The organism is Rathayibacter sp. VKM Ac-2926 (assembly GCF_022815565.1).
GTDB classification, from domain to species: domain Bacteria; phylum Actinomycetota; class Actinomycetes; order Actinomycetales; family Microbacteriaceae; genus Rathayibacter; species Rathayibacter festucae.
In genome coordinates this window covers 22,846-43,945 of record NZ_JALGRS010000001.1, presented here as the reverse complement: position 1 = coordinate 43,945, position 21,100 = coordinate 22,846, and the positions used below count along the sequence as shown (strand labels likewise).

Here is a 21,100-nt window from a genome sequence, read left to right as displayed (position 1 = left end):
ATCGAGCGGGTGGTCCGGAGCGGGTCAGAAGCGTCCGCCGCCGCCGCGACGGCCTCCGCCGCCACCGCCGCCGAAGCCGCCGCCGGAGGAGCGACGGGAGCCGCCGCCGCCGAAGCCGCCACCGCCCCCGAAGCCGCCGCCGCCGAAGCCGCCGGAGCGGTAGCCGGAGCGCCGGCCGCCGCCGCCGAAGAGCGACTCGACGAGGATGCCGCCGAGGAAGGCGCCGGTGGTGTTGCCGCCGTAGCCGCCGCCGAGGCCGGGGGCGGAGTAGGCGCTCGCGTCGGAGCGGGCGGCCTGGAGCGCCTGCTGCGCGAGGGCGGAGGCGCGCTGGGCGGAGGCGAGCGCCTCGGCCGGGTCGGTGGCCGCGATCTGCGCGGCGTACTCCGCCGAGCGCGCGGCCTCGGCGACGCGGGTGCGCGCCTGCGAGCCGACGGCTCCGCGCCGGGCGGCGATGAAGTCCTCCGCGGCGGAGACGCGGCTGCGGGCGGCGCCGATCTCGGCGGCGAGGGCGGCCCGCTGGCGCTCGCGCTGCGCCTGGGCGTCGCGGTAGCCGCCGACCGCGGCGTCGATGGTGGCGTCGGCTGCGGTGAGGCGCTCCAGGAGCGCGAGCGGGTCGCGCGGGCTCGCGGCGGCGTCGCGCTCCACGGCGTCGAGGGCGGCCTCCGTCGTGGCGACCGCGGACTGCACGTTCGCGACGAGGGGCGCGCTCGCGGCGTCGGCGGAGTCGCCCGCCGCCACGATCGTGCGGCCCTGGGCGACGTCGGCGCGGATCTCGGCGACCCGCCCGGCGAGGGTGCGCTCCGCCTCCTGCAGATCGGTGGAGCGGGTGGCGACGGCGTCGAGGAGGCCCGAGGCCTGCTCCGCCGCCTGCTGGCCGGCGCGCAGGAGCACGGCGGCGCGGCCCGAGTCGCCGGCGGTGAGGGCCGTCCGCGCCTCGGTCATTTGGTCGTCGGCGAAGCGGAGGCGGTCCTCGGCCTGGTCGGCGTCGTCCTCCACGTCGTCGATCGCCGTCGGGGCGTAGCGGGTGGAGAGGTCGGCGAGCAGGGCGCGGGTGGGGGAGAGGCGGGCCCGGACCTCCGCGGTGCGCGCGGTGAGGCGGGCGGCCACCTCCGGGGCGTTCTTCTCGAGGGCGCGGAGCTCCTCGAAGGCCTCCGCCTTCTCGTCCAGCACCTGCTCGGCGTCGGCGCAGAGCTGCAGGATCCGGCCGTAGCCGTCGCGGCGCTCCTGGTCGGTCTCCGGCTCCGCGTCGTCGAGCCGCTGCTGGAGGGCGAAGGCCTCGCCGAGGAGCCGCTTCGCGGTCGTGAGCGCCTCGCGGAAGGGGCCGGTCGCGTCCGAGCCGAACTGCGCCTCCGCGAAGCCGACCTCCTGCTCGCTGGTGCGCACGGCGTCGTCGGCGTGCACGAGGGCGGAGCCGGCGCGGGTGGCGAGCTCGTCGATCGACGCCTCCACGGCCTCGGCGGCCTTCCGGCGGCGCGCGCGGCGGACGAGGAGCCAGACGATCACGCCGACGACGACCAGCGCCGCCAGCACGGCGAGGACCACCAGCAGGCCGGAGCCGAGCGACTCGCCCGCGCTCGGGGCGTCGAGGCGGGTGCCGATGCCCTGGGCGGCGGCGACCGCGGCGCCCGCCCAGTCGCCGTCGACGAGCTGGGGCTCGATGTCGTCGGTCTCCAGCGCGGACACCTGGCCGGCGTCGAGGGCGAAGCCGTTGTCGACGGACACCTGGTACTGCCGGGACTCGACCGCGACGGCGAGGAGGACGTCGTTCGTGCCGAGTCCGTTGAGCTCGGCGGTCGCGTCCGACCAGCGCTCGTTGCCGGTGGTCCCGGTGAAGGTGTCGACGTAGGCGACGAAGAGCTGGACGCTGTGCTCCTGGTAGAGCTGGGCGGAGGCGGCCTCGATGTCGCCGATCTCCGCGGAGTCGAGGACCCCGGCCGAGTCGAGGACGACGGAGGAGCCGAGCGTCGCGGGCGGCTCGGCCGCGGCGCCGGCGGCAGGGACGAGCGCGAGTGCGGCGGCGGCGAGCAGGGCGAGGAGCGCTGCGATCGGCGATCGGCGGGCGCCCTGGCGGGCCGCGGCCCTCGTCGGGGATGAATCGTTCGGCATCGCGCACTCCCTCGTCGTTCGCCTCCCGAGTGTAGACAGCCCGGGTGTCACCCGAGCGAGGGCTGTCCGAGAGGGGAGAGCGGAGAGGTGGGCAGTGCGCACCGGGGTCCGGAGTCTTCAGAGCCAGGCCGGTCGACGATGCGTGATCGAGTGGTCAGTCGCGGGAGTCGTCGTTCTCAGTGTCTGCAACGGCGATCAGAATCGACCTCCGCCACCACGGCGGCCGATTCCTGAGTACGAGCAGTGCCGTTTGTAGTGTCCTTCAGGCACGAGACTGTCCACATCCTTTGAAGCGCTCGACCTCGCGGACGCCTCGGTGTTCCCCTCGCCGTAGCCCTCGATGTAGCCGATCGTCTCGTTGGGCATGATGCGGACGAGCTGGCACTTCGCATTCGCCGTGTAGATGTGAGCTTCCACCGAAGTCTGGAACTCGGAGCGCTCGAGAGCGTTCATCACAGTGGGAACGGCTGCTCCACCCACGACGACCAGCGCCGCGGCGAGACAGAGAGCGGTCGATCGTTTCATTGCACGACTCCTCGTTGATCTGGTGCAGAGAACGGCGCAACCGTAGGTCGACCGGCTCGCCGAGGAGCCGTCTGGCGTGGAGTGCTGTCGCGCGACGCCCGGCCGGCCCGCGCACCGCGGGTGGGAGAACGCCGGGAGGCGGAATGCGCGAGCGCTGGGCGCCGTTGCCTCCGGGGTGCGTCCCGGGAACGGTGACGTGCCCTCCCCCCGCTCTCCGATCGAAAGGCGATCCGTGGATCCCTTCTCCCCCCTCACCGCCGGCGACCTCGAGCTGCCGAACCGTCTCGTGATGGCGCCGATGACGCGCCTGCGCGCCGACGAGCAGGGCGTCCCCGGCGCCCTCATCGCCGAGCACTACGCCCAGCGCGCCTCCCTCGGCCTGATCATCAGCGAGGGCGTCTTCCCGAGCGCCGAGTCGAAGGCGTACCCGGGCCAGCCCGGCATCGTCACCGCCGAGCAGGCCGAGGGCTGGAAGGGCGTCGCCGACGCCGTGCACGCCGCCGGCGGCCGCATCGTGATGCAGGTCATGAACGGCGGGCGCGTCACGCACACCGACGTCACCGGCACCGACCGCATCGTCGCGCCGAGCGCCGTCGCCATCGACGGCGAGGTCCGCGTCCCGAGCGGCGAGAAGAAGCCGTTCCCGGTGCCGCACGCGCTGACCACCGAGGAGCTCGCCACCGTCCGCGACGAGTTCGTCGCCGGTGCCCGCCGCGCCGTCGATGCCGGCTTCGACGGTGTCGAGGTGCACGGAGCCAACGGCTACCTGCTGCACGAGTTCCTCTCGCCGGTGTCCAACGTCCGCACCGACGCCTACGGCGGAAGCCCCGCCGCCCGCGCCGCGTTCGTGGTCGAGGTCACCCGCGCGGTCGCCGAGGAGATCGGTGCCGGCCGCGTCGGCATCCGCCTCTCGCCCGCGCACAACATCCAGGACGTCGTCGAGACCGACGAGGCCGACGTGCGCGCCACCTACGAGGCGGTCGTCGACGGCCTCGCGCCGCTGGGCCTCGCCTACCTCAGCGTCCTGCACGCCGAGCCCGCCGGCGAGCTGGTCCAGGACCTGCGCACCCGCTTCGGCGGCGTCTTCGTCGCGAACAGCGGCTTCGGCAGCCCGACCTCCCGCGAGGAGGCGACGTCGCTGATCACCGAGGGCCACGCCGACGCCGTCGCGGTGGGCCGCCCGGTCATGGCCAACCCCGACCTCGTCGAGCGCTGGCAGGGCGGCCACCCCGAGAACGAGCTCGTCCAGGAGACCGTCTACGGCGGTGGCGCCGAGGGCTACACCGACTACGAGCGCCTCTCGGCGTAGTCACCCGAGCACGCAAGAAGGCCCGCTCCCTCAACGGGGGAGCGGGCCTTCCGCATGTCACTGACGGTCAGTCGAGGTCGAGGCCGCCCTTGAGCTCCTGCTCGACCTGCTCGACGGTCTGCGGGTCGCCGTGCTCGACGTCCGACTCGTCGGCGGCGTCGCCGCGGCGGCCCTCGCCGACGGCGCGGATCGAGGCCAGCTTGTCGGCGAGCGCCGGGTCCACGGCTCGGCCGGTGTCGCCGTCGTCGGCACTCACGACTCGATCTCTCCCGCGGAGACGGCCTCGGCGTACTTGCGGAGGTCCGGGCCGGGCTCGAAGTCGATGAACTGATCTTTCAGTCGTGCGTTGAGCTCGGCGAAGACGTCCTCCCAGGGCTCGCCCTTCTTGGTCTTCGCGAGGTCGAGCACCGCCTCGCGGAGGACCCTGTCCGAGTCCTCGAGGATCTTGTCGCGGGCTTCGTCGTTCCAGCGGATGTCCTGTGCGTCCATGCCTCGACCGTAGGCGGGCGGCCCGCCCCGACGCAGGGACTTGCGGACCGCGCGAGCGAGGCGTAGGCGCGGTGCCGATCCGTCGGGAAAGGTCGTCTCGCCCGTGTGGCGTGAGCCGTTCGCGACGGATCGACGGCGCGGGTCAGGCCAGGTGCGGGACGACGTCGCGCTCGAAGAGCTCGAGGCCGGAGCGGTCGTAGGCGGCGTCCGGGAAGTACGTGATCGCGTAGTCCATGCCGCGGTCGCGCATGTCGCCGAGGCGGTCGACGATCTGCGCGGGGGTGCCGACCGCGAGGGCGTCGGGGCTGCGGTACTCCGCCACGAACGCCGCGGCCGCCTCGGCGCCGAGGGCGGGGGTGACGCGCTCCTCCAGGCGCTGCAGGCCCTTCTCGACCTCCGCCTCCGACTCGGCGATCATCACGTTGTAGTTGGAGCTGCGGGTGATCGCGGAGTAGTCGGTGCGGAGTCGCTCGCAGTGGCCGCGGAGGACGGCGCTCTTGTGGTCGAACGCCTCCGGGGCGCCCGCGAAGTTCGTGTACTGCGCGTACTGAGCCGCGATGCGCAGCGTCACCTTCTCGCCGCCGCCGGCGACCCACAGCGGGATCCCGCCCTCCTGCAGGGGGAGCGGGCGGTTCACCGCGCCGTCCACCTGGTAGTAGCGGCCGTCGAGCGTCGAGACGCCCTCGGTCCAGGCTTGCCGCATGATCTGCACGCCCTCGTCGAGGCGGCCGAGGCGCTCGGCGATCGGCGGGAAGCCGTAGCCGTAGGCGCGCCACTCGTGCTCGTACCAGCCGCCGCCGATGCCCATCTCGACGCGGCCGCCGGAGACGATGTCGACGGTGGTCGCGATCTTCGCGAGGTGCGCGGGGTTGCGGTAGCTCATGCAGGTGCACATCTGGCCGAGCCGCACCCGCGAGGTGGCGGCGGCGAACGCGGCCATCAGCGTCCAGGCCTCGTGGGTCGCCTCCTCCGTCACCACCGGGACGGTGTGGAAGTGGTCGTAGACCCACACCGACTCCCACGGGCCGGCGTCGGCGTGCTGGGCGAGGTCGCGCATGGTGCGCCACTGGTCGGCGGGATCGATGCCGACGAGGTCGTGGCGCCAGCCCTGGGGGATGAAGAGTCCGAATCGCATGCCGCCGACCCTAGGGTGGCGCGACGCCCGGGTCGAGGGGGTGGCGGCGGCCGGATACGCTTCCGACCGATGCTGACGTTCACCGAGGACCTCGCCCTCCCCGTCATCCTGCTGATGATCCTGGCCGCGTTCGCCGCCGGCTGGATCGACGCGGTGGTGGGCGGCGGCGGCCTGCTCCAACTCCCCGCCCTGCTGCTCGTGCCGGGCATCTCGCCTGTGCAGGCGCTCGCGACCAACAAGCTCGCCTCGATCTTCGGGACCACGACGAGCGCGATCACCTTCTACCGGCGGGCGAGGCCGGACCTGCGGACGGCACTGCCGATGGCCGCGGTCGCTCTGGCCGGCAGCTACGGGGGAGCGAATCTCGCGGGGCTGCTGCCCGCCTCCGTCTTCAAGCCGATCATCGTCGTGGCCCTGATCGTCGTGGCCGTGGTGACGATCGCGCGGCCGGCGATGGGCGCTGTCACCGCGCTCAAGCACGCAGGGCGCCGGCACCTGGTGACGGCGGGGGTGCTCGGGCTCGTCATCGGGTTCTACGACGGGCTGATCGGACCCGGCACGGGGACGTTCCTGATCATCGCGCTGATCACGGCGCTGGGCTACGACTTCCTGCTCGCGAGCGCGAAGGCGAAGATCGTCAACGTCGCGACGAACCTCGGTGCGCTGCTGTACTTCGTGCCGGGCGGCCACGTGATCTGGGTGCTCGGGCTGTTCATGGGCCTCGCGAACGTGGCGGGCGCCTACCTCGGCTCGCGGATGGCGGTCGCGAAGGGCAGCCGGTTCATCCGGATCGCGTTCCTCGTGGTCGTCGGCGCGCTGATCGTGAAGCTCGGCTTCGACGTCTGGACGGAGAACCTGGCGCCGCTGCTGGGCTGACGCCAGGTCCCCGGATCAGCCGAACGGGATCGCGCCGACCAGCACGCCGACCGCGAGCATCACCAGCGACACGATCACCGCGCGCCAGAGGACCTTGCGGTGGTGGTCGCCGAGGTTGACCGCGGCGAGCGAGACCAGCAGCAGGATCGCCGGCACGAGCGGGCTCTGCAGGTGGACGGGCTGGCCGGTGATCGAGGCGCGGGCCATCTCGACCGGGTCGATGCCGTACTGCGCGGCGCTCTCGGAGAGCACCGGGAGGATTCCGTAGTAGAAGGCGTCATTCGACATGAAGAACGTCATCGGGATGCTCAGCACGCCCGTGATCACGGCGAGGAACGGGCCGAGCGCGGGCGGGATGACGTCGACGACCCACTCGGCCATCGCGTCGACCATGCCGGTGCCGTTGAGGACGCCGATCAGCACGCCGGCCGCGAGGACCATCGAGACGACGCCGACGATGCTCGGCGCGTGCTTGACGATCTCGGACGCCTGGTCCTTCATCTTCGGGAAGTTGATCAGCAGCGCGACCGCGGAGCCGACCATGAAGACGTAGGGGAGCGGGAGGACGTCGGCGACCAGCAGGGTCATCACGGCGAGGGTCAGCACGAGGTTGACCCAGATCAGCTTCGGGCGGAGCGTCTCGCGCTCGGGGTCGAGCATCGTGTCGGCCATGGCGGTGTCGGCGTCGTCGGCCTGGACGCGAGCGGCGACGGCGACCTGGGCGCCGCGCAGCGACTCGGGGCCGCGGAGGAAGGAGAAGCGCTCGCGGGCGACGGTGCGGATGCCGCCGGTGAGGGCGGCGAGGCCGCCGGCGCGGGCGCCGGAGCGGGCCGCGCCGCCGCGGGACGAGCCGGCGCCGACGAGCTCCTGCTCGAGCATCGGCTCGGCGAGGGCGAGCGAGCCGAGGCGGCGGCGCTCGCCGAGTCCGAGGAACCAGGCGAAGACCAGCGTGACGGCGAGGCCGACCGCGAGCGAGGGCAGCATCGGCACGAAGATCTCGCTCGGCGAGACCTGCAGCGCCGCGGCGGCGCGCACCGTGGGGCCGCCCCAGGGGACGATGTTGAGCGTGCCGTTGGCGAGGCCGGCGACGCAGGTGAGGACGACGGGGTTCATCCCGAGCCGGAGGTAGATCGGCAGCATCGCGGCGGTGGTCACGATGAAGGTGGTCGAGCCGTCGCCGTCGAGCGAGACCGCGCCGGCGAGCAGGGCCGTGCCGAGCACGACCTTCGCCGGGTCGTCGCCGAGCGCGCGGACGATGAAGCGGATCAGCGGGTCGAACAGGCCGACGTCGATCATGATGCCGAAGTACATGATCGCGAACATCAGCAGCGCGGCCGTGGGGGCGAGGCTGCCGATCGCCTCGAGCACCATGTCGCCGATGCCGATGCCGAGACCGGCGCCGGCGAAGAGCCCGAAGATCGTCGGGACGACGATCAGGGCGACCATGGGCGTGAGCCGCTTGGTCATGATCAGGGCCATGAAGGCCAGGATCATCGTGAATCCGAGTACTACCAACACTGCTGACTCCTTCGTCGTCGTGCGTCCGGGATCCCGCGGCGGGCTCTCCAGGTCGTGGACACACTAGGCAGCCGCGGCCGCCCGGCCCGGGTATCGCTCATTAGCGCGCGATCTGCGCATAGTGTGGGTTCTGCGCATTCTGCGCAGCCCGACCAGCCCGACCAGCCCCGCCGGCCCGACCGTCTCGACGACGAGGAGTTCGATGCGCTTCGCGACCCACGTGCTCGTGCTGCAGCTCGCGACGGTCACGGCGGCCGTCCTGGTCTGCGCGGGCCTCGTCACCGCGCTGAGCGTGCAGCAGCTCCAGGGCGAGGCGGAGGAGACGGCGCTCGCCATCGCCCGCACCGTCGCCGAGGACGCCGACGTGCGCGACGCGGTCGCCGCCTCTTCCGCCGACCCGGCCGTGCCGTCGCGCGCCGAGCTGGAGGGCGGGACACTCGAGACCGCCGCCGAGGCGATCGAGGAGCGCACGGGCGCACTCTTCGTGGTGATCACCGACGACCGCGGCATCCGGCTCGCGCACCCCGACCCCGAGCGGCTCGGCGAGGTCGTCTCGACGAGTGCGGAGGAGGCGCTCGCGGGGCGGGAGTCGGTTTCGTGGGGCACCGGGACGCTCGGCGAGTCCGCGCGGGCCAAGGTGCCGGTGTACGGGCCGGACGACTCCCGCGTGGTGGGCGAGGTGAGCATCGGCTTCGCCCGCTCCAGCGTCTTCGACGATCTGCCGACCGCGCTGCTGGGCGTGCTCGCGGCGGCGCTCGCCGGGCTGGTGCTCGCGGCCGTCGCCTCCGTCTTCATCCGGCGCCGGCTGCTGCGGCTCACCCTCGGGCTGGCCCCGGAGGAGCTCACTGCGCTGGTGCAGGACCAGGCCGCCGTGCTCGACGGGGTCGACGAGGGGGTGCTCGCCCTGGACCGCGACGGGAGGGTCGGCGTCTGCAACGCCCGTGCCGCGGCGATCCTCGGCTCGGAGGATCCCACCGGGCGCGCGCTGCACGGGCGGGCGCTGGGCGATCTCGGGCTGCCGCAGCCGCTCGCCGACGCGATCGCCGCGGCCCTCGCCTCGAGCGAGCCCTCCCGCCGGACCGGCGAGGAGGGCTTCGTCGTGCGCTCGCGCATCGTCTACGTCGACATCCGGAGGGTGACCCGGGGCGACCGCGATCTCGGAGTCGTGGTGGTGCTCCGTGACCGCACGGCGCTCGCCGCGCTCAGCCGGCGGCTCGACGCGGTCGGCGCGATGACCAACGCGCTGCGGGTGCAGCGGCACGAGTTCGCCAACCGGCTGCACGTGGTGGCCGGGCTGCTCGATGCGGGCCGCACCGGGTCCGCGCGAGAGTACCTCGACGAGGTGCTGACCCGCGGGCCGCTGAAGTATCCGGTGCAGCACGCCGACCGGCTGCAGGAGCCCTACCTCCAGGCGCTGGTCGGGGCGAAGGGGATCGAGGCCGCCGAGCGCGGCGTGCTGCTGACCCTGGGGGAGGAGACGCTGGTGCGCGGGACGGTGATCGAGCCGGAGGACGTCGCGACCGTGGTCGGCAATCTGGTCGACAACGCGGTGCGCGCGGCGGTCGAGGGGAGCCGGGACGTCCGGTTCGTCGAGGTCGAGCTGCTGGACGACGGGGACGCGCTCTTCGTGACGGTCGCCGACTCGGGGGACGGCGTCGCCGATCCGGAGTCGCTCTTCGCGCGCGGGCCGGGCGCGGTGGACGAGGACGACGACCGCGTGCACGGCCGCGGCTTCGGGCTGCCGCTCTGCCGCGAGGTCGCGGCGCGGCGCGGCGGCGAGGTCTGGCTGGCGGACGCGGGCGGCGCCTCGGCGGGAGCGGTGCTCTGCGCGCGACTGCCCGGCGCGGTGCGGCCGCCCGACGAGGACGAACGGCTCGAGCGCGAGGAGGAGGACCGATGACCCCGGATCAGCAGGAGCGGACCGTGCTCGTCGTGGACGACGACTTCCGGGTGGCGCAGCTGCACGCCGATCTGGTCGACACCCGGCAGGGCCTGCGGGCGCTCCCGCCGGTGCACACCGCCCGGGCCGCGCGGGCCGCGGTGCTCGAGCACGCGCCGGACCTGCTGCTCCTCGACGTGCACCTGCCGGACCTGAGCGGGATCGCGCTGCTGCGCGAGCTGGAGACGGACGCCTTCGTGGTGAGCGCCGCCTCCGACGGGGCGACGGTGCGGAAGGCCCTGCACGCCGGGGCGCTGGGCTACCTGATCAAGCCGTTCGACGCGCGGCTGCTCGGCGAGCGCCTCGACGCCTACGTGCGCTTCCGCAACGTGCTGCGCGAGGACCGGGTCGCCGATCAGGAGGCGGTGGAGCGGGCGCTGCGCATCCTGCACTCGGGCGACGCGGCGGCGGCGCAGCCCTCCCGCTCGGCGACGGAGCAGCTGGTGCTGGCGCGGCTGGCCGAGTCCGGCGCGGAGCTGTCGGCCCTCGAGGTCGCGGAGCGCGCCGGCATCTCCCGCGCGACCGCCCAGCGCTACCTCTCGGGCCTCGCCGGCCGCGGCCTGGTGGAGATGACCCTCAGCTACGGCACCACCGGCCGCCCTGAGCACAGGTACCGAGCGAAGTAGCGGCACGAAGAAGGCCCCCGGATCGGATCCAGGGGCCTTCAGAATCGGCGATGCCCACGAGGCGAACGTGCGATTCGCGTGTCAGCGAATCGTGCTAGCCGGCGGTACCACGCTCTGCGGGACGCGACCGCCGTCGCGAGCCGACCGCGGTGCGCCGCCGTGCGGCGCACCGACGAACTCAGTGCCCCGTTTCGACGTCCGCTCCGGTCTCGGCGGCGAGGCGCTTGCGCTCCGCGGCCTCGGCGGCCATGCGGCGGCCCTTCGGGCTGACCAGCGAGGCGACGACCGTGACGGCCAGGACTCCGATGATCACGGTGAGCGAGAGGCCGGTGCCGATCTCGAAGACCTCGACGTGCTCGCCGCCGTTGATGAACGGCAGGTTGTTCTCGTGCAGCGCGTGCAGGATCAGCTTCACGCCGATGAAGGCGAGGATCGCGGCGAGGCCGTAGCTGAGGTAGACGAGGCGGTCGAGCAGGCCGTCGATCAGGAAGTAGAGCTGGCGCAGGCCCAGCAGCGAGAACGCCGTGGCGGTGAAGACCAGGAAGACGTCGCTGGTGAGGCCGAAGATCGCGGGGACGCTGTCGAGCGCGAACAGGATGTCCGTGCCGCCGATCGCCGCCATCACCAGGATCATCGGCGTGAGGACCTTCTTGCCGTCGATGTGCGTGTAGAACTTGTCGCCGTCGTACTGGTCGCTCGTCTTGAAGACGCGCTTGGCGAGGCGGACCATCACGTTGTCGCCGGCGTGCTCGTCGCCGGGCTTCACCAGGTTGAAGGCGGTCAGCAGCAGGATCAGGCCGAAGAGGTAGAAGATCCAGGCGAAGGAGTTGATCAGCGCGGCGCCGAGGAAGATGAACCCGGTGCGGGCGATCAGCGCGAAGACGATGCCGAAGAGCAGCACCTTCTGCTGGTCGGCGCGCGGCACCTTGAAGCTCGCCATGATGATGAGGAAGACGAAGAGGTTGTCCACCGACAGCGCCTTCTCCGTGATGTAGCCGGCGAAGTACTCGGAGCCCGGGGTCGGTCCGCCGAAGACGAGGACGCCGACCCCGAAGAGCACGGCGATGCCGACGTAGAGGGCCGACCACAGCGCCGACTCCTTGAGGGTCGGCTCGTGCGCCTTGCGCACGTGGAAGAAGAAGTCGAAGAGCAGGAGCAGGACGATGAAGACGATCGTCAGGGTCCAGATCAGGGGCGACACGGTCATGTGGGGGCTGGCCTCGCTCGAGAAGGGGGATGGGGACGGTCGTGGGGGCTCCGCACGGCGGTAGAACGCTAGCGATCCGGCGGGCGGGCGGGACCGTTGTCCGACGGATCGTGAGTATCTTCTCAGTTCTTCCGCTCGTCTTCGCGCTCAGCGGCCGGGGGGCCACACTGGTCCCATGCCCGGCACCGCGGTCGACAGGACCTTCCAGGACGCCTACGGCGTGACCATCCACTGGCGCTGGTGGTCGCACCCGCGCCCGAGGGCGATCGTGCAGATCGCGCACGGCGTGGGCGAGCACTCCGGCCGCTACGTCGAGCTCGCCGAGGCGCTCGTCGACGCCGGCTACGCCGTCGCCGCCGACGACCACCGCGGACACGGGCGCACCGGCCTCGAGCAGCACGGCGGCGACGTCGCCGAGCTCGGCCGGCTCGGCCCGGGCGGTCTGCGCGCGGCGGAGGAGGCGATCAATCGGCTCACCCGCGAACTCGCCGGCGAGAACTGCGGCGTCCCGATCGTCCTCCTCGGCCACTCCTGGGGCTCGCTGATGGCGCAGCGGATCGTCGACCACCGCTCCGCCGACTACGCGGCCCTGATCCTCAGCGGGACGGCCTACCGCCTCCCCGGCTTCATGAACGCCGGCGATCTGGCGCGCCGGCACCGGGTGCCCGGCGGGCTCGGGCTCGAGTGGCTCTCGCGCGACCCGGCGGTCTGGCAGCTCTTCCACGACGACCCGCTGACCTTCACCACTCCGCTCGCGAAGCGGATCGGGCTGCGCGAGACGCTCCGGCTGATCGGCCGGCCCGCCCGGCGGCCCGAGCACCCGCTGCCGCTGCTGCTCGTGGTCGGCGCGGACGACACCCTCGGCGGCGAGCGCTCGGTGCGCGCGCTCGCCCAGGCCTACCGCCGCCGGGCCGGCTACACCGACGTCAGCGTGCGGGTCTACCCGGAGGCGCGGCACGAGCTGTTCCAGGAGCTCAACCGCGTCGAGGTCACGGCGGACCTGGTCGGCTGGCTCGACGACCGTTTCCCGGCGGCAGGGGAGGACGTCGCTCCTCCGGCCTAGGCTGACGTCATGCATGGCGAGTACAAGGTCCCCGGTGGAAAGCTCGTGGTCGTCGACCTCGACGTCGTCGACGGGAGGTTCGCCGGCTTCCGGCTCGCGGGCGACTTCTTCCTCGAGCCCGATACGGCGCTCGACGACATCGACCGCGCGGTCGTGGGGCTCCCCGCCGAGAGCGACGCGAAGACGATCGCCGCGGCCATCCGGCAGGCGCTGCCGGCCGACGCCGTGCTGCTCGGCTTCACGCCCGAGGCCGTCGCGGTGGCGATCCGTCGCTCGCTGCAGAAGGCGACCAGCTGGCGCGACTACGACTGGCGGATCGTGCACGCGAAGGCGGTCTCGCCGTCGATGCACCTCGCGCTCGACGAGGTGCTCACCGCCGCCGTCGGCGAGGGGCGCCGCGAGCCGACGCTGCGGATCTGGGAGTGGGACCAGCCCGCCGTGGTGATCGGCAGCTTCCAGTCGCTGCGCAACGAGGTCGACCTCGAGAACGCGGAGAAGTACGGCGTCGAGGTCGTCCGCCGCATCTCCGGCGGCGGCGCGATGTTCATGGAGGCGGGCAGCGTCGTCACCTACTCGCTCTACGTGCCCGGCGACCTGGTGCAGGGCCTCACCTTCGCCGACTCCTACGCCTTCCTCGACGAGTGGGCCGTCAGCGCGCTGCAGTCGCTCGGCATCGACGCGGTCTACCAGCCGCTCAACGACATCACCTCGCCCTCCGGCAAGATCGGCGGAGCGGCGCAGAAGCGGCTCGGCTCCGGCGCCGTCCTGCACCACGTGACGATGAGCTACGACATCGACGCCGAGAAGATGGTGCAGGTGCTGCGGATCGGGCGCGAGAAGCTCTCCGACAAGGGCATCGCCTCCGCGGTCAAGCGCGTCGATCCGCTGCGCAGCCAGACCGGGCTCAGCCGCGCCGAGATCATCGAGCGGATGAAGGCGACGTTCGTCCAGCTGCACGGCGGGACCGCGGGCGACCTGACGGCCGAGGAGTACGCGGAGGCCGAGGAGCTCGTGACGTCGAAGTACTCGACGCCGGAGTGGCTGCGCCGGGTGCCGTGAGGCGGGGCGCCCTCCGGGGCGCGGGCTCCGCTCCGCTCAGCTCGCGAGGAGCTCCTGGTAGTCCGGGTGCTCGGCGATGAAGTCGGCGACGAACGGGCAGAGCGGGACGACGTGCGCTCCCCGCTCGTGGGCGTCGTCCAGGGCCGCCTCGACCAGGCGGTCGCCGAGGCCCTCGTGCCGGTGCTCGGGGGCGATCTCGGTGTGCAGGAAGACCACGTCCGCGCCGCGGACCGCGTAGTCGGCGAGGCCGACGTTCTCGCCGTCGACCCACAGCGTGTACTGGGACCGGTCCTCGTCGTGGCGCACCTCGGAGATCATCGCGTCACTCTACGCCGGGGCCCGCGGCGGCCCGGGCACCCGCCCGCCGGGGCGTGTCGGAGGGGTCGGCGCCGTGTCGGAGGGGCCGCCGCCCCCGTGACACCATTGCGGAGTGCCCAGGACGATCCAGATCGCGGACGGCGTCCCGGCGACCCGGAGCGCGGTGATCCACGCCGAGAACCTCGAGGTCCTGCCGCTGCTCGCGGACGGGTCCTTCACCGTGGTGTACCTCGATCCGCCGTTCAATACCGGGCGCGCGCAGGTGCGGACGTCGACCACCTCCGTCCGCTCGGCGACCGGGACCATCTCGGGCTTCAAGGGCCGCAGCTACGAGCGGATCCGCGGCGACCTCCTCCGCTACGACGACCGCTTCGACGACTACTGGTCCTTCCTCGAGCCGCGCCTCGCCGAGGCCTGGCGCCTGCTCGCCGACGACGGCACCCTCTACCTGCACCTCGACTACCGCGAGGCGCACTACGCCAAGGTGCTGCTGGACGCTCTGTTCGGCCGCGAGTGCTTCCTCAACGAGATCATCTGGGCCTACGACTACGGCGCCAAGGCCACCAAGCGCTGGCCGACCAAGCACGACACGATCCTCGTGTACGTCAAGGACCCGCGCGGCTACCACTTCGACTCCGCCGCCGTGGACCGCGAGCCGTACATGGCGCCCGGCCTCGTCACCCCCGAGAAGGCCGAGCGCGGCAAGCGCCCCACCGACGTCTGGTGGCACACCATCGTCTCGCCCACCGGCCGCGAGAAGACCGGCTACCCCACCCAGAAGCCCGAGGGCGTGCTCCGTCGCATCGTCCAGGCCTCCAGCCGCGAGGGCGACGCCGTCCTCGACTTCTTCGCCGGCTCCGGCACCACCGGCGCCGTCGCCCACGCCCTCGGCCGCCGCTTCGTCCTCGTCGACGAGCACGCCGACGCCATCGCCGTCATGCGCCGCCGCTTCGCCGCCCACGACCCGGAGCCGCTGTACCTCTGACGCCCGCCGCCCCCTCTCCAAAAGTTGTCGTACTCGCGTACCCCCTACGACAACTTCTGCGGACCTGATGGCCACCTCGTCGGCGTGCGGATCCGCTCTCCAGAAGTTGTCGTAGAGGAGCGCCCAGTACGACAACTTTTGAGGAGAGGTCGGGGCGGTAGTCCTCCACAGGGGCGGCCGGAGGGAGTTGTCCGTCGGTCGGAGGGAACGGAGCCATGGCGTCGGCTCGGGTGCAGCACGATCGGCGCATGACGGACATCGATCTCGGAGCGTTCACCCGCCGTGCGGCCCTGCGCGAAGGCGCGACGGACGGCGAACTGCGGTCGCCGCGACTGGCGAGCCCGTTCCACGGAGTGAGGACACGCGTCATGCCGGTGACGCACGTCGAGCGTGCTCTGGCCTACCGGCCAAGACTGCGTCCGGGGCAGTTCTTCTCGCATCTGACGGCGGCCGAGCTCTGGTCGGTGCCGCTTCCCTTCCGACGGCCGGAGGACGATCCGATCCACGTCGCTACGTTCTCCCCGCGGCGACCGCCGCGGACTCGGGGCGTCGTCGGGCACGTCCTTCTGCCGCAGAACGTCGCCGTGTCCACGAGGTTCGGACTGCCGGTGGCCGATGCGGCGTCGACATGGGTCTCGCTCGGGATGCTCCTTCCCGACCGCGACCTCCTGGCCGCCGCCGATCACCTCCTCCTCGTGCCTCGCTACCCGGACGAGGTCGATCCGCGTCCGTACGCGGGACTCTCCGACCTGCAGGACCGAGTGAACGGGTACCACGGGCCCGGACGAAGACGGCTCGAGAGCGTGCTGCGGCTCGTCTCGACCGCGGCCGCCTCCTGCAGGGAGACGGCCCTGCGATCGCTGGTTCGCGAGGCAGGACTCCCCGCCCCGGAGGTCAACGTCGAGATCACGGTCGGCGGCCGGCTCATCGCGATCGGCGACCTCGTCTTCCGCCGGTGGAAGGTGCTCGCGGAGTACGACGGCCGTCAGCACCAGACGAACGATGCGCAGTATGCGCGCGATCGCGAGCGCTCCCTGGCGCTCCAGCTGGCGGGTTGGATCCAGGTCGTGGTCCGCGCCGACGGCCTCGAGCGGGACCGCGCGCGCACCGTCGCCGAGATCCGGGCCGCCCTGATGGCGCACGGCTGGCGGCCATGACCCGCCCTGCCTTCACCGAGAGCTCACTCACTCCGCCGGGTCCTCGAAAGTTGTCGTACTCGGCCATCGAATACGACAACTTCTGGAGAGTGGCGAGGAGGAGGGGAGGAGAGCGGGCGCGGTCAGGAGCTCGCGCGGACGATCAGCTCGGTGGGCATCAGGGTGCGGTGCTCGACGTCGGCGCCTTCGATGCGGGCGGTCAGCAGCTCGGCCATGCGGGCGCCGAGCTCGACGGGGACCTGGCGGACGGTGCTGAGGGCGGGCACCGCGGAGCGGGCGAAGATGTCGTCGTCGAAGCCCACGACGGCGACGTCCTCGGGGACGCGGCGGCCGGCCTCGCGCAGCGCGGCGTAGGCGCCGACGGCCATCTGGTCGTTGGCGGCGAAGAGCCCGTCGATGGCGGGGTCGCGCTCGAGGAGGCGGCGCATCGCCTCCGTGCCGCTCTCGGGCGAGAAGTCGCCCCACTCGACGAGCGAGTCGTCGAGCCCCGCGTCGGTGAGGGCGCTGCGCCAGCCGATCAGCCGGTCGACGCCCGGCGGCATGTCGGCAGGGCCGGCGATGGTCGCGATGCGGCGGCAGCCGCCCGCGATCAGGTGCGCGGTCGCGACGGCGGCCCCGTCGGCGTTGTCGACGTCGACGAAGTAGGAGTCGCGCTCGTCCGGCGAGAGCGGCCGGCCGCCGAAGACGATCGGCAGCGAGTTCGACAGCGCGGCGTAGGAGTGGTCGCCGGAGTGGTGCGAGACGACCAGGGCGCCGTCGACGTTGCCGCCGAGGAGATAGCGCCGGGTCTTCTCGCCGCTGGTCTCCGAGGCGATCAGCATCGAGAGCGTGTAGTCGGTGTCGGCGAGGCGCATCGCGGCGCCCTGCACGATCGCGGCGAAGAACGGGTCGGCGAAGACGCGCGCGGTCGACTCCGGCACGATCAGCGCGATGGACTGCGTGCGGCGGGAGGCGAGCATCCGCGCGGCCCGGTTGGGCACGTAGTCGAGCTCGGCGATGGCCTTCTGCACGGCGGCGACGATCTCGGCGGCGACCTGCGGCGCGTTGTTGACGACCCGCGAGACCGTGGCGCGGGAGACGCCTGCCCGCGCGGCGACGGCCTCGAGCGTCGGCGAGCGCCCGCCTCCCCTGATCCCCTCGGACACGGTCTAGTCCAGCGCCTCGGCCGCGGCGCCGCCGATGAGGCGCGAGTAGACGAGTCCCGAGTCCTTGATCAGCCGCTCCTGGCTGGAGTAGTCGACGCGGACGATGCCGAAGCGCTTCTCGTAGCCCCAGGCCCACTCGTAGTTGTCGAGCAGCGACCAGACGAAGTAGCCGCGGACGTCGGCGCCCTGGTCGATCGCGTCGGCGACCTTCTCGACGTGGTCGAGCACGTACTGCGTGCGGTCGACGTCGTGCACGCGGCCGTCCTCGACGACGTCGTCGTACGCGGCGCCGTTCTCGGTGACGTAGAGCGGCGGCAGGTTCTCGTACTCCAGGCCCAGCCGGGTGAGCAGGTAGCGCAGCCCGTCGGGGTGCACCTCCCAGTCCATCGCGGTCCGGGGGAGGCCGCGCGAGGGGAAGGTGATCGACTCCGAGCCGACCCACGGCGAGCCGACCTCGCGCTCGGTGGCCTGGGCGAAGTCCTCCGCGCCGGCCGGCAGCGGGTGCCCGGAGACGTTGTCGTCGTGGTAGTGGTTCACGCCGAGGAAGTCGAGCGGCTGTGCGATCGTCGCCAGGTCGCCGTCCTGGATCAGCTCGTCCAGGCCCAGGCCCGCGACGTCCTCGAGCAGGTCCTCGGGGTACTCGCCGAGCAGCAGCGGGTCGAGGAAGATGCGGTTCTGCAGCGCGTCGAAGCGGCGGGCGGCGTCGAGGTCGACCTCGTCCTCCGGGTCGTCGGGGACGGCGTTGGAGAGGTTGAGCGTGATGCCGAGGTTCTGTGCGCCGAGCTCGCGCAGGGCCGAGACGGCGAGCCCGTGCGCGAGGTGGGTGTGGTGCACGGCGGCGAGAGCGGCCTGCTGCGAGATCACGCCGGGCGCGTGGATCCCGGCGCCGTAGGAGAGCAGGGTCGAGCAGAACGGCTCGTTGAAGGTGGTCCAGTGCGCCACGCGGTCGCCGAGGCGCGCGTGCACGGCCTCCGCGTAGTCCCGGAAGCGCTGGGCGGTGTCGCGGTTCGTCCAGCCGCCCGTCTCCTCGAGGGCCTGCGGGAGGTCCCAGTGGTAGAGGGTCAGCCAGGGCAGGACGCCGGCGCCGAGCAGCTCGTCGACGAGGCGGGAGTAGAAGTCGAGTCCCTCGGTGTTGACGGCGCGGTCGCCGGGCTTCACCCGCGACCAGCTGACCGAGAAGCGGTAGGAGTCGAGGCCGAGGCGCTTCATCAGCTGCACGTCGGCGGGCATGCGGTGGTAGTGGTCCACGGCGACCTCGGGGGTGTCGCCGTTCGCGACGGCACCGGGGACGCGGGAGAAGGCGTCCCAGATGCTGTCCTCCTTGCCGCCCTCGTGGCCGGCGCCCTCGATCTGCGCGGCGGCGGTGGCGGAGCCCCAGAGGAAGCCGGCGGGCCAGTCGCGCGCGGCGAGGCGCTCGGCCAGGGCGATCTGCTCCGGCAGGGTCGGCGAGGCGGGGGAGGGGGGAACGGTCACTGCGGACTCCTTCGGCGGCTGTCCCGTCATCCTACGACCATCCCGGTGGAGCGCTCTCTCACCGCGCTGGCGGGGTGGGCGGTGGGCCGGGCCGCACAGCGGGCGGTGGCGTGGCTCCGGGAACGCCGACGGCCCGGCACGCCGAGGCGTCCGGGCCGTCAGGGGTGGCTGCCGAGGCAGTCGGAGGGTTCAGGCCCGCCGGTCGCCGTCCTCCGTGCGCCGGGGCGCCGTGGCGACGGAGTCGGTCCGCACGTCGGGCTCGATGCTCCCGGCGGCGAGATCGGCACCGGCGCGGGCGGCCATCTGCGGGTCGGTGCGGCGCAGCTCGGCCGCGGCGTCCTCGTTCGCGAGGTCGTGAGCCTCCTGCATGGCCGACTTCGCCCGCAGCGGCGGGGTCTTCAGGAACCAGGAGAGCACGAAGGCGAGCAGGACCACGCCGAGCGCGACCTGGAACACGGTCACCGTCGCGTCGTTGAAGCCGGTGAGGAACGGCGCCGAGAGCGCGTCGTTCGCCGTGTTCAGGAACGAGGTGTCGCCGTCGAGTGCGGAGCCGATCGCCGACGAGTCCTGCGACTGCAGCAGCTTCAGGATGCCGGCGTTGGCCGGGTCGGCCGCGATGGTCGGGTCCGAGGCGGCGGCCTGCAGGTTCGCAGCGATCGTCGGGTTCTTGAACGCCGCGGCGATCGTCTCCGGGATGCGGCTGAACAGCACCGAGAAGATGACCGCGGTGCCCAGCGTGCCGCCGATCTGGCGGAAGAACGTCGAGGCGCTGGTCGCGACGCCCATGTTCGCCGTGTCGACCGAGTTCTGCGAGGCGAGGGTCAGCGTCTGCATCATCTGGCCGAGGCCGAGGCCGAGCAGCAGCATGCCGCCCATCACGAAGATCACCGGCTTGTCGATCGAGACGAAGGACAGGTAGAAGAACGCCGCCGACATCAGGAAGGTGCCGAGGATGGGGAAGGCGCGGTAGCGGCCGGTGCGCGAGATGATCTGGCCCGAGACGATCGAGGCGATCATCAGGCCGAGGATCATCGGCAGCATCAGGAAGCCGGACTCGGTCGGCGTCGCGCCGTTGACGAGCTGCAGGTAGAGCGGGAGCGCCATCATGCCGCCGAACATGCCGAAGCCGACGAGCACGCCCAGGACGGTCGCCATCGAGAAGGTCGGCGAGCGGAAGAGCTTGAGCGGGATCAGCGCGTCGTCGCCCATCATCCGCTCCGCGGCGATGAAGCCGACGATGCCGAGCACGCCGACGACGTAGCAGACCCAGGCGATCGGCGAGCCCCAGCCCCACTCGCGGCCCTGCTCGGCGACCAGGAGGAGCGGGACGGCGGCGACGATGACGAGCGCGGCGCCCCACCAGTCGATCCGCACGGAGCGGCGGGCGGCGGGCTTGGGCAGGTGCAGGAAGCGCACCACGATGAAGAGCGCGACGGCGCCGATCGGCAGGTTGATCAGGAAGACCCAGCGCCAGCCGGTGATGAAGAGGATCTCGGGGGTGCCGGCGAGGAGCCCGCCGATCAGCGGACCGACGACGCTCGAGATGCCGAAGACGGCGAGGAAGTAGCCCTGGTACTTGGCGCGCTCGCGCGGCGGGAGGATGTCGCCCATCACGGTGAGGGCGAGCGACATCAGTCCGCCGGCGCCGAGGCCCTGCACCGCGCGGAAGCCGGCGAGGCCGAGCATCGAGGTCGCGAAGCCGGCCAGGAGGGAGCCGATCAGGAACAGGACGATCGCGATCAGGTAGAGCGGGCGGCGGCCGAAGATGTCGGAGAGCTTGCCGTAGATCGGCGTCGCGATCGTCGAGACGATCAGGTACGCGGTGGTGACCCAGGCCTGCTGCGAGAGGCCGTCGAGGTCGTCGGCGATGGTGCGCATCGACGTGCCGACGATGGTCTGGTCGAGCGAGGACAGGAACATCCCCGCCATCAGGCCGAAGATCACGAAGAGGATCTGGCGGTGCGTCATGATCGCGCCCGACGGGGAGGCGGCGGTCGCGGGCGGGCGGGCGGAATCGGTCACGGGGGTCCCCTTGTCTGGCGGACGCCGCCAGGGCACGGCGGACCGCCGCAAACGTTGCGTGCTGCGCAAAGTTACACCGCGTGCGAGCTCACCGGCACTGCTTCCGGCGAGCCTGTGGAGGATCTCAGAGGGGACCGCCCGATCCGCG

At 72.4% G+C, this 21,100-nt stretch carries 19 protein-coding genes; 8 read left to right on the top strand and 11 right to left on the bottom strand.

Annotated features, from left to right (window positions below; all coding sequences use genetic code 11):
- Positions 1–24: 24 nt before the first annotated feature.
- Both MT351_RS00225 and MT351_RS00220 read right to left on the bottom strand, forming a co-directional pair.
- Complete coding sequence (locus tag MT351_RS00225) at positions 25–2,106, bottom strand: TPM domain-containing protein (protein ID WP_132434711.1); 2,082 nt, start codon at positions 2,104–2,106, stop codon at positions 25–27.
- A 195-nt stretch (positions 2,107–2,301) separates the two neighbouring features.
- Positions 2,302–2,631, bottom strand: a complete 330-nt coding sequence (locus MT351_RS00220) for a hypothetical protein (RefSeq protein WP_132434709.1) — start codon at positions 2,629–2,631, stop codon at positions 2,302–2,304.
- A gap of 232 nt (positions 2,632–2,863) precedes the next feature.
- Between MT351_RS00220 and MT351_RS00215 the strand changes: the two genes are divergently transcribed.
- Complete coding sequence (locus tag MT351_RS00215; RefSeq protein ID WP_132434707.1) at positions 2,864–3,940, top strand: alkene reductase; 1,077 nt, start codon at positions 2,864–2,866, stop codon at positions 3,938–3,940.
- Between the two features lie 67 nt (positions 3,941–4,007).
- Here MT351_RS00215 and MT351_RS00210 read toward each other — a convergent pair whose 3' ends face one another.
- From MT351_RS00210 to MT351_RS00200, 3 genes are all read right to left on the bottom strand, one after another.
- Positions 4,008–4,196 carry a hypothetical protein gene (locus MT351_RS00210; RefSeq protein WP_243580971.1) on the bottom strand — a complete coding sequence of 63 codons (189 nt, stop codon included), beginning with the start codon at positions 4,194–4,196 and terminating at the stop codon, positions 4,008–4,010.
- Positions 4,193–4,429, bottom strand: a complete 237-nt coding sequence (locus MT351_RS00205) for a hypothetical protein (protein ID WP_123444967.1) — start codon at positions 4,427–4,429, stop codon at positions 4,193–4,195. Before MT351_RS00205 ends, MT351_RS00210 begins: the two co-directional genes overlap by 4 nt.
- 142 nt (positions 4,430–4,571) lie before the next feature.
- The gene (locus MT351_RS00200; RefSeq protein WP_132434705.1) at positions 4,572–5,564 is read right to left on the bottom strand and encodes an LLM class F420-dependent oxidoreductase; all 993 of its coding nucleotides are present in this window, start codon (positions 5,562–5,564) and stop codon (positions 4,572–4,574) included.
- 69 nt (positions 5,565–5,633) lie between these two features.
- On the opposite strand from MT351_RS00200, the gene MT351_RS00195 reads away from it, so the two are divergent.
- On the top strand, positions 5,634–6,440 hold the full coding sequence (locus tag MT351_RS00195) for a TSUP family transporter (RefSeq protein WP_123444970.1): 807 nt from the start codon (positions 5,634–5,636) through the stop codon (positions 6,438–6,440).
- A 15-nt stretch (positions 6,441–6,455) separates the two neighbouring features.
- Here MT351_RS00195 and MT351_RS00190 read toward each other — a convergent pair whose 3' ends face one another.
- Complete coding sequence (locus MT351_RS00190) at positions 6,456–7,934, bottom strand: CitMHS family transporter (RefSeq protein ID WP_243581132.1); 1,479 nt, start codon at positions 7,932–7,934, stop codon at positions 6,456–6,458.
- A 226-nt stretch (positions 7,935–8,160) separates the two neighbouring features.
- Between MT351_RS00190 and MT351_RS00185 the strand changes: the two genes are divergently transcribed.
- The gene (locus tag MT351_RS00185; protein WP_132434703.1) at positions 8,161–9,858 is read left to right on the top strand and encodes an ATP-binding protein; all 1,698 of its coding nucleotides are present in this window, start codon (positions 8,161–8,163) and stop codon (positions 9,856–9,858) included.
- Positions 9,855–10,523 carry a response regulator gene (locus MT351_RS00180; protein WP_132434701.1) on the top strand — a complete coding sequence of 223 codons (669 nt, stop codon included), beginning with the start codon at positions 9,855–9,857 and terminating at the stop codon, positions 10,521–10,523. Before MT351_RS00185 ends, MT351_RS00180 begins: the two co-directional genes overlap by 4 nt.
- A 178-nt stretch (positions 10,524–10,701) precedes the next feature.
- Here the strand turns inward: MT351_RS00180 and MT351_RS00175 are convergent, their stop codons facing one another.
- Positions 10,702–11,730, bottom strand: a complete 1,029-nt coding sequence (locus MT351_RS00175; protein ID WP_132434699.1) for a TerC family protein — start codon at positions 11,728–11,730, stop codon at positions 10,702–10,704.
- A 175-nt stretch (positions 11,731–11,905) separates the two neighbouring features.
- Between MT351_RS00175 and MT351_RS00170 the strand changes: the two genes are divergently transcribed.
- The gene (locus MT351_RS00170) at positions 11,906–12,793 is read left to right on the top strand and encodes an alpha/beta fold hydrolase (RefSeq protein ID WP_132434696.1); all 888 of its coding nucleotides are present in this window, start codon (positions 11,906–11,908) and stop codon (positions 12,791–12,793) included.
- 9 nt (positions 12,794–12,802) lie between these two features.
- Positions 12,803–13,852 (top strand): biotin/lipoate A/B protein ligase family protein, encoded by a 1,050-nt coding sequence (locus MT351_RS00165; protein WP_123734972.1) that lies wholly within the window; start codon positions 12,803–12,805, stop codon positions 13,850–13,852.
- A gap of 36 nt (positions 13,853–13,888) precedes the next feature.
- On the opposite strand, the gene MT351_RS00160 is transcribed toward MT351_RS00165, so the two are convergent.
- On the bottom strand, positions 13,889–14,170 hold the full coding sequence (locus tag MT351_RS00160; protein ID WP_123701984.1) for a GNAT family N-acetyltransferase: 282 nt from the start codon (positions 14,168–14,170) through the stop codon (positions 13,889–13,891).
- A gap of 112 nt (positions 14,171–14,282) precedes the next feature.
- On the opposite strand from MT351_RS00160, the gene MT351_RS00155 reads away from it, so the two are divergent.
- Complete coding sequence (locus MT351_RS00155) at positions 14,283–15,155, top strand: site-specific DNA-methyltransferase (protein ID WP_123701986.1); 873 nt, start codon at positions 14,283–14,285, stop codon at positions 15,153–15,155.
- Positions 15,156–15,739: 584 nt separating this feature from the next.
- Positions 15,740–16,312, top strand: coding sequence for a DUF559 domain-containing protein (locus tag MT351_RS00150; RefSeq protein WP_243580970.1), 573 nt, complete (start codon positions 15,740–15,742; stop codon positions 16,310–16,312).
- Between the two features lie 122 nt (positions 16,313–16,434).
- Here the strand turns inward: MT351_RS00150 and MT351_RS00145 are convergent, their stop codons facing one another.
- The 3 genes from MT351_RS00145 to MT351_RS00135 all read right to left on the bottom strand — a co-directional run bounded on the left by MT351_RS00145 (position 16,435) and on the right by MT351_RS00135 (position 20,898).
- Positions 16,435–17,457, bottom strand: a complete 1,023-nt coding sequence (locus MT351_RS00145; protein WP_123734975.1) for a LacI family DNA-binding transcriptional regulator — start codon at positions 17,455–17,457, stop codon at positions 16,435–16,437.
- A 3-nt stretch (positions 17,458–17,460) separates the two neighbouring features.
- Entirely contained in the window at positions 17,461–18,960 is a 1,500-nt protein-coding gene (locus MT351_RS00140; RefSeq protein ID WP_123734976.1) for a GH1 family beta-glucosidase, read from the bottom strand.
- 159 nt (positions 18,961–19,119) lie between these two features.
- Positions 19,120–20,898, bottom strand: a complete 1,779-nt coding sequence (locus MT351_RS00135) for an MDR family MFS transporter (protein ID WP_123735569.1) — start codon at positions 20,896–20,898, stop codon at positions 19,120–19,122.
- Between the last annotated feature and the right edge of the window lie 202 nt (positions 20,899–21,100).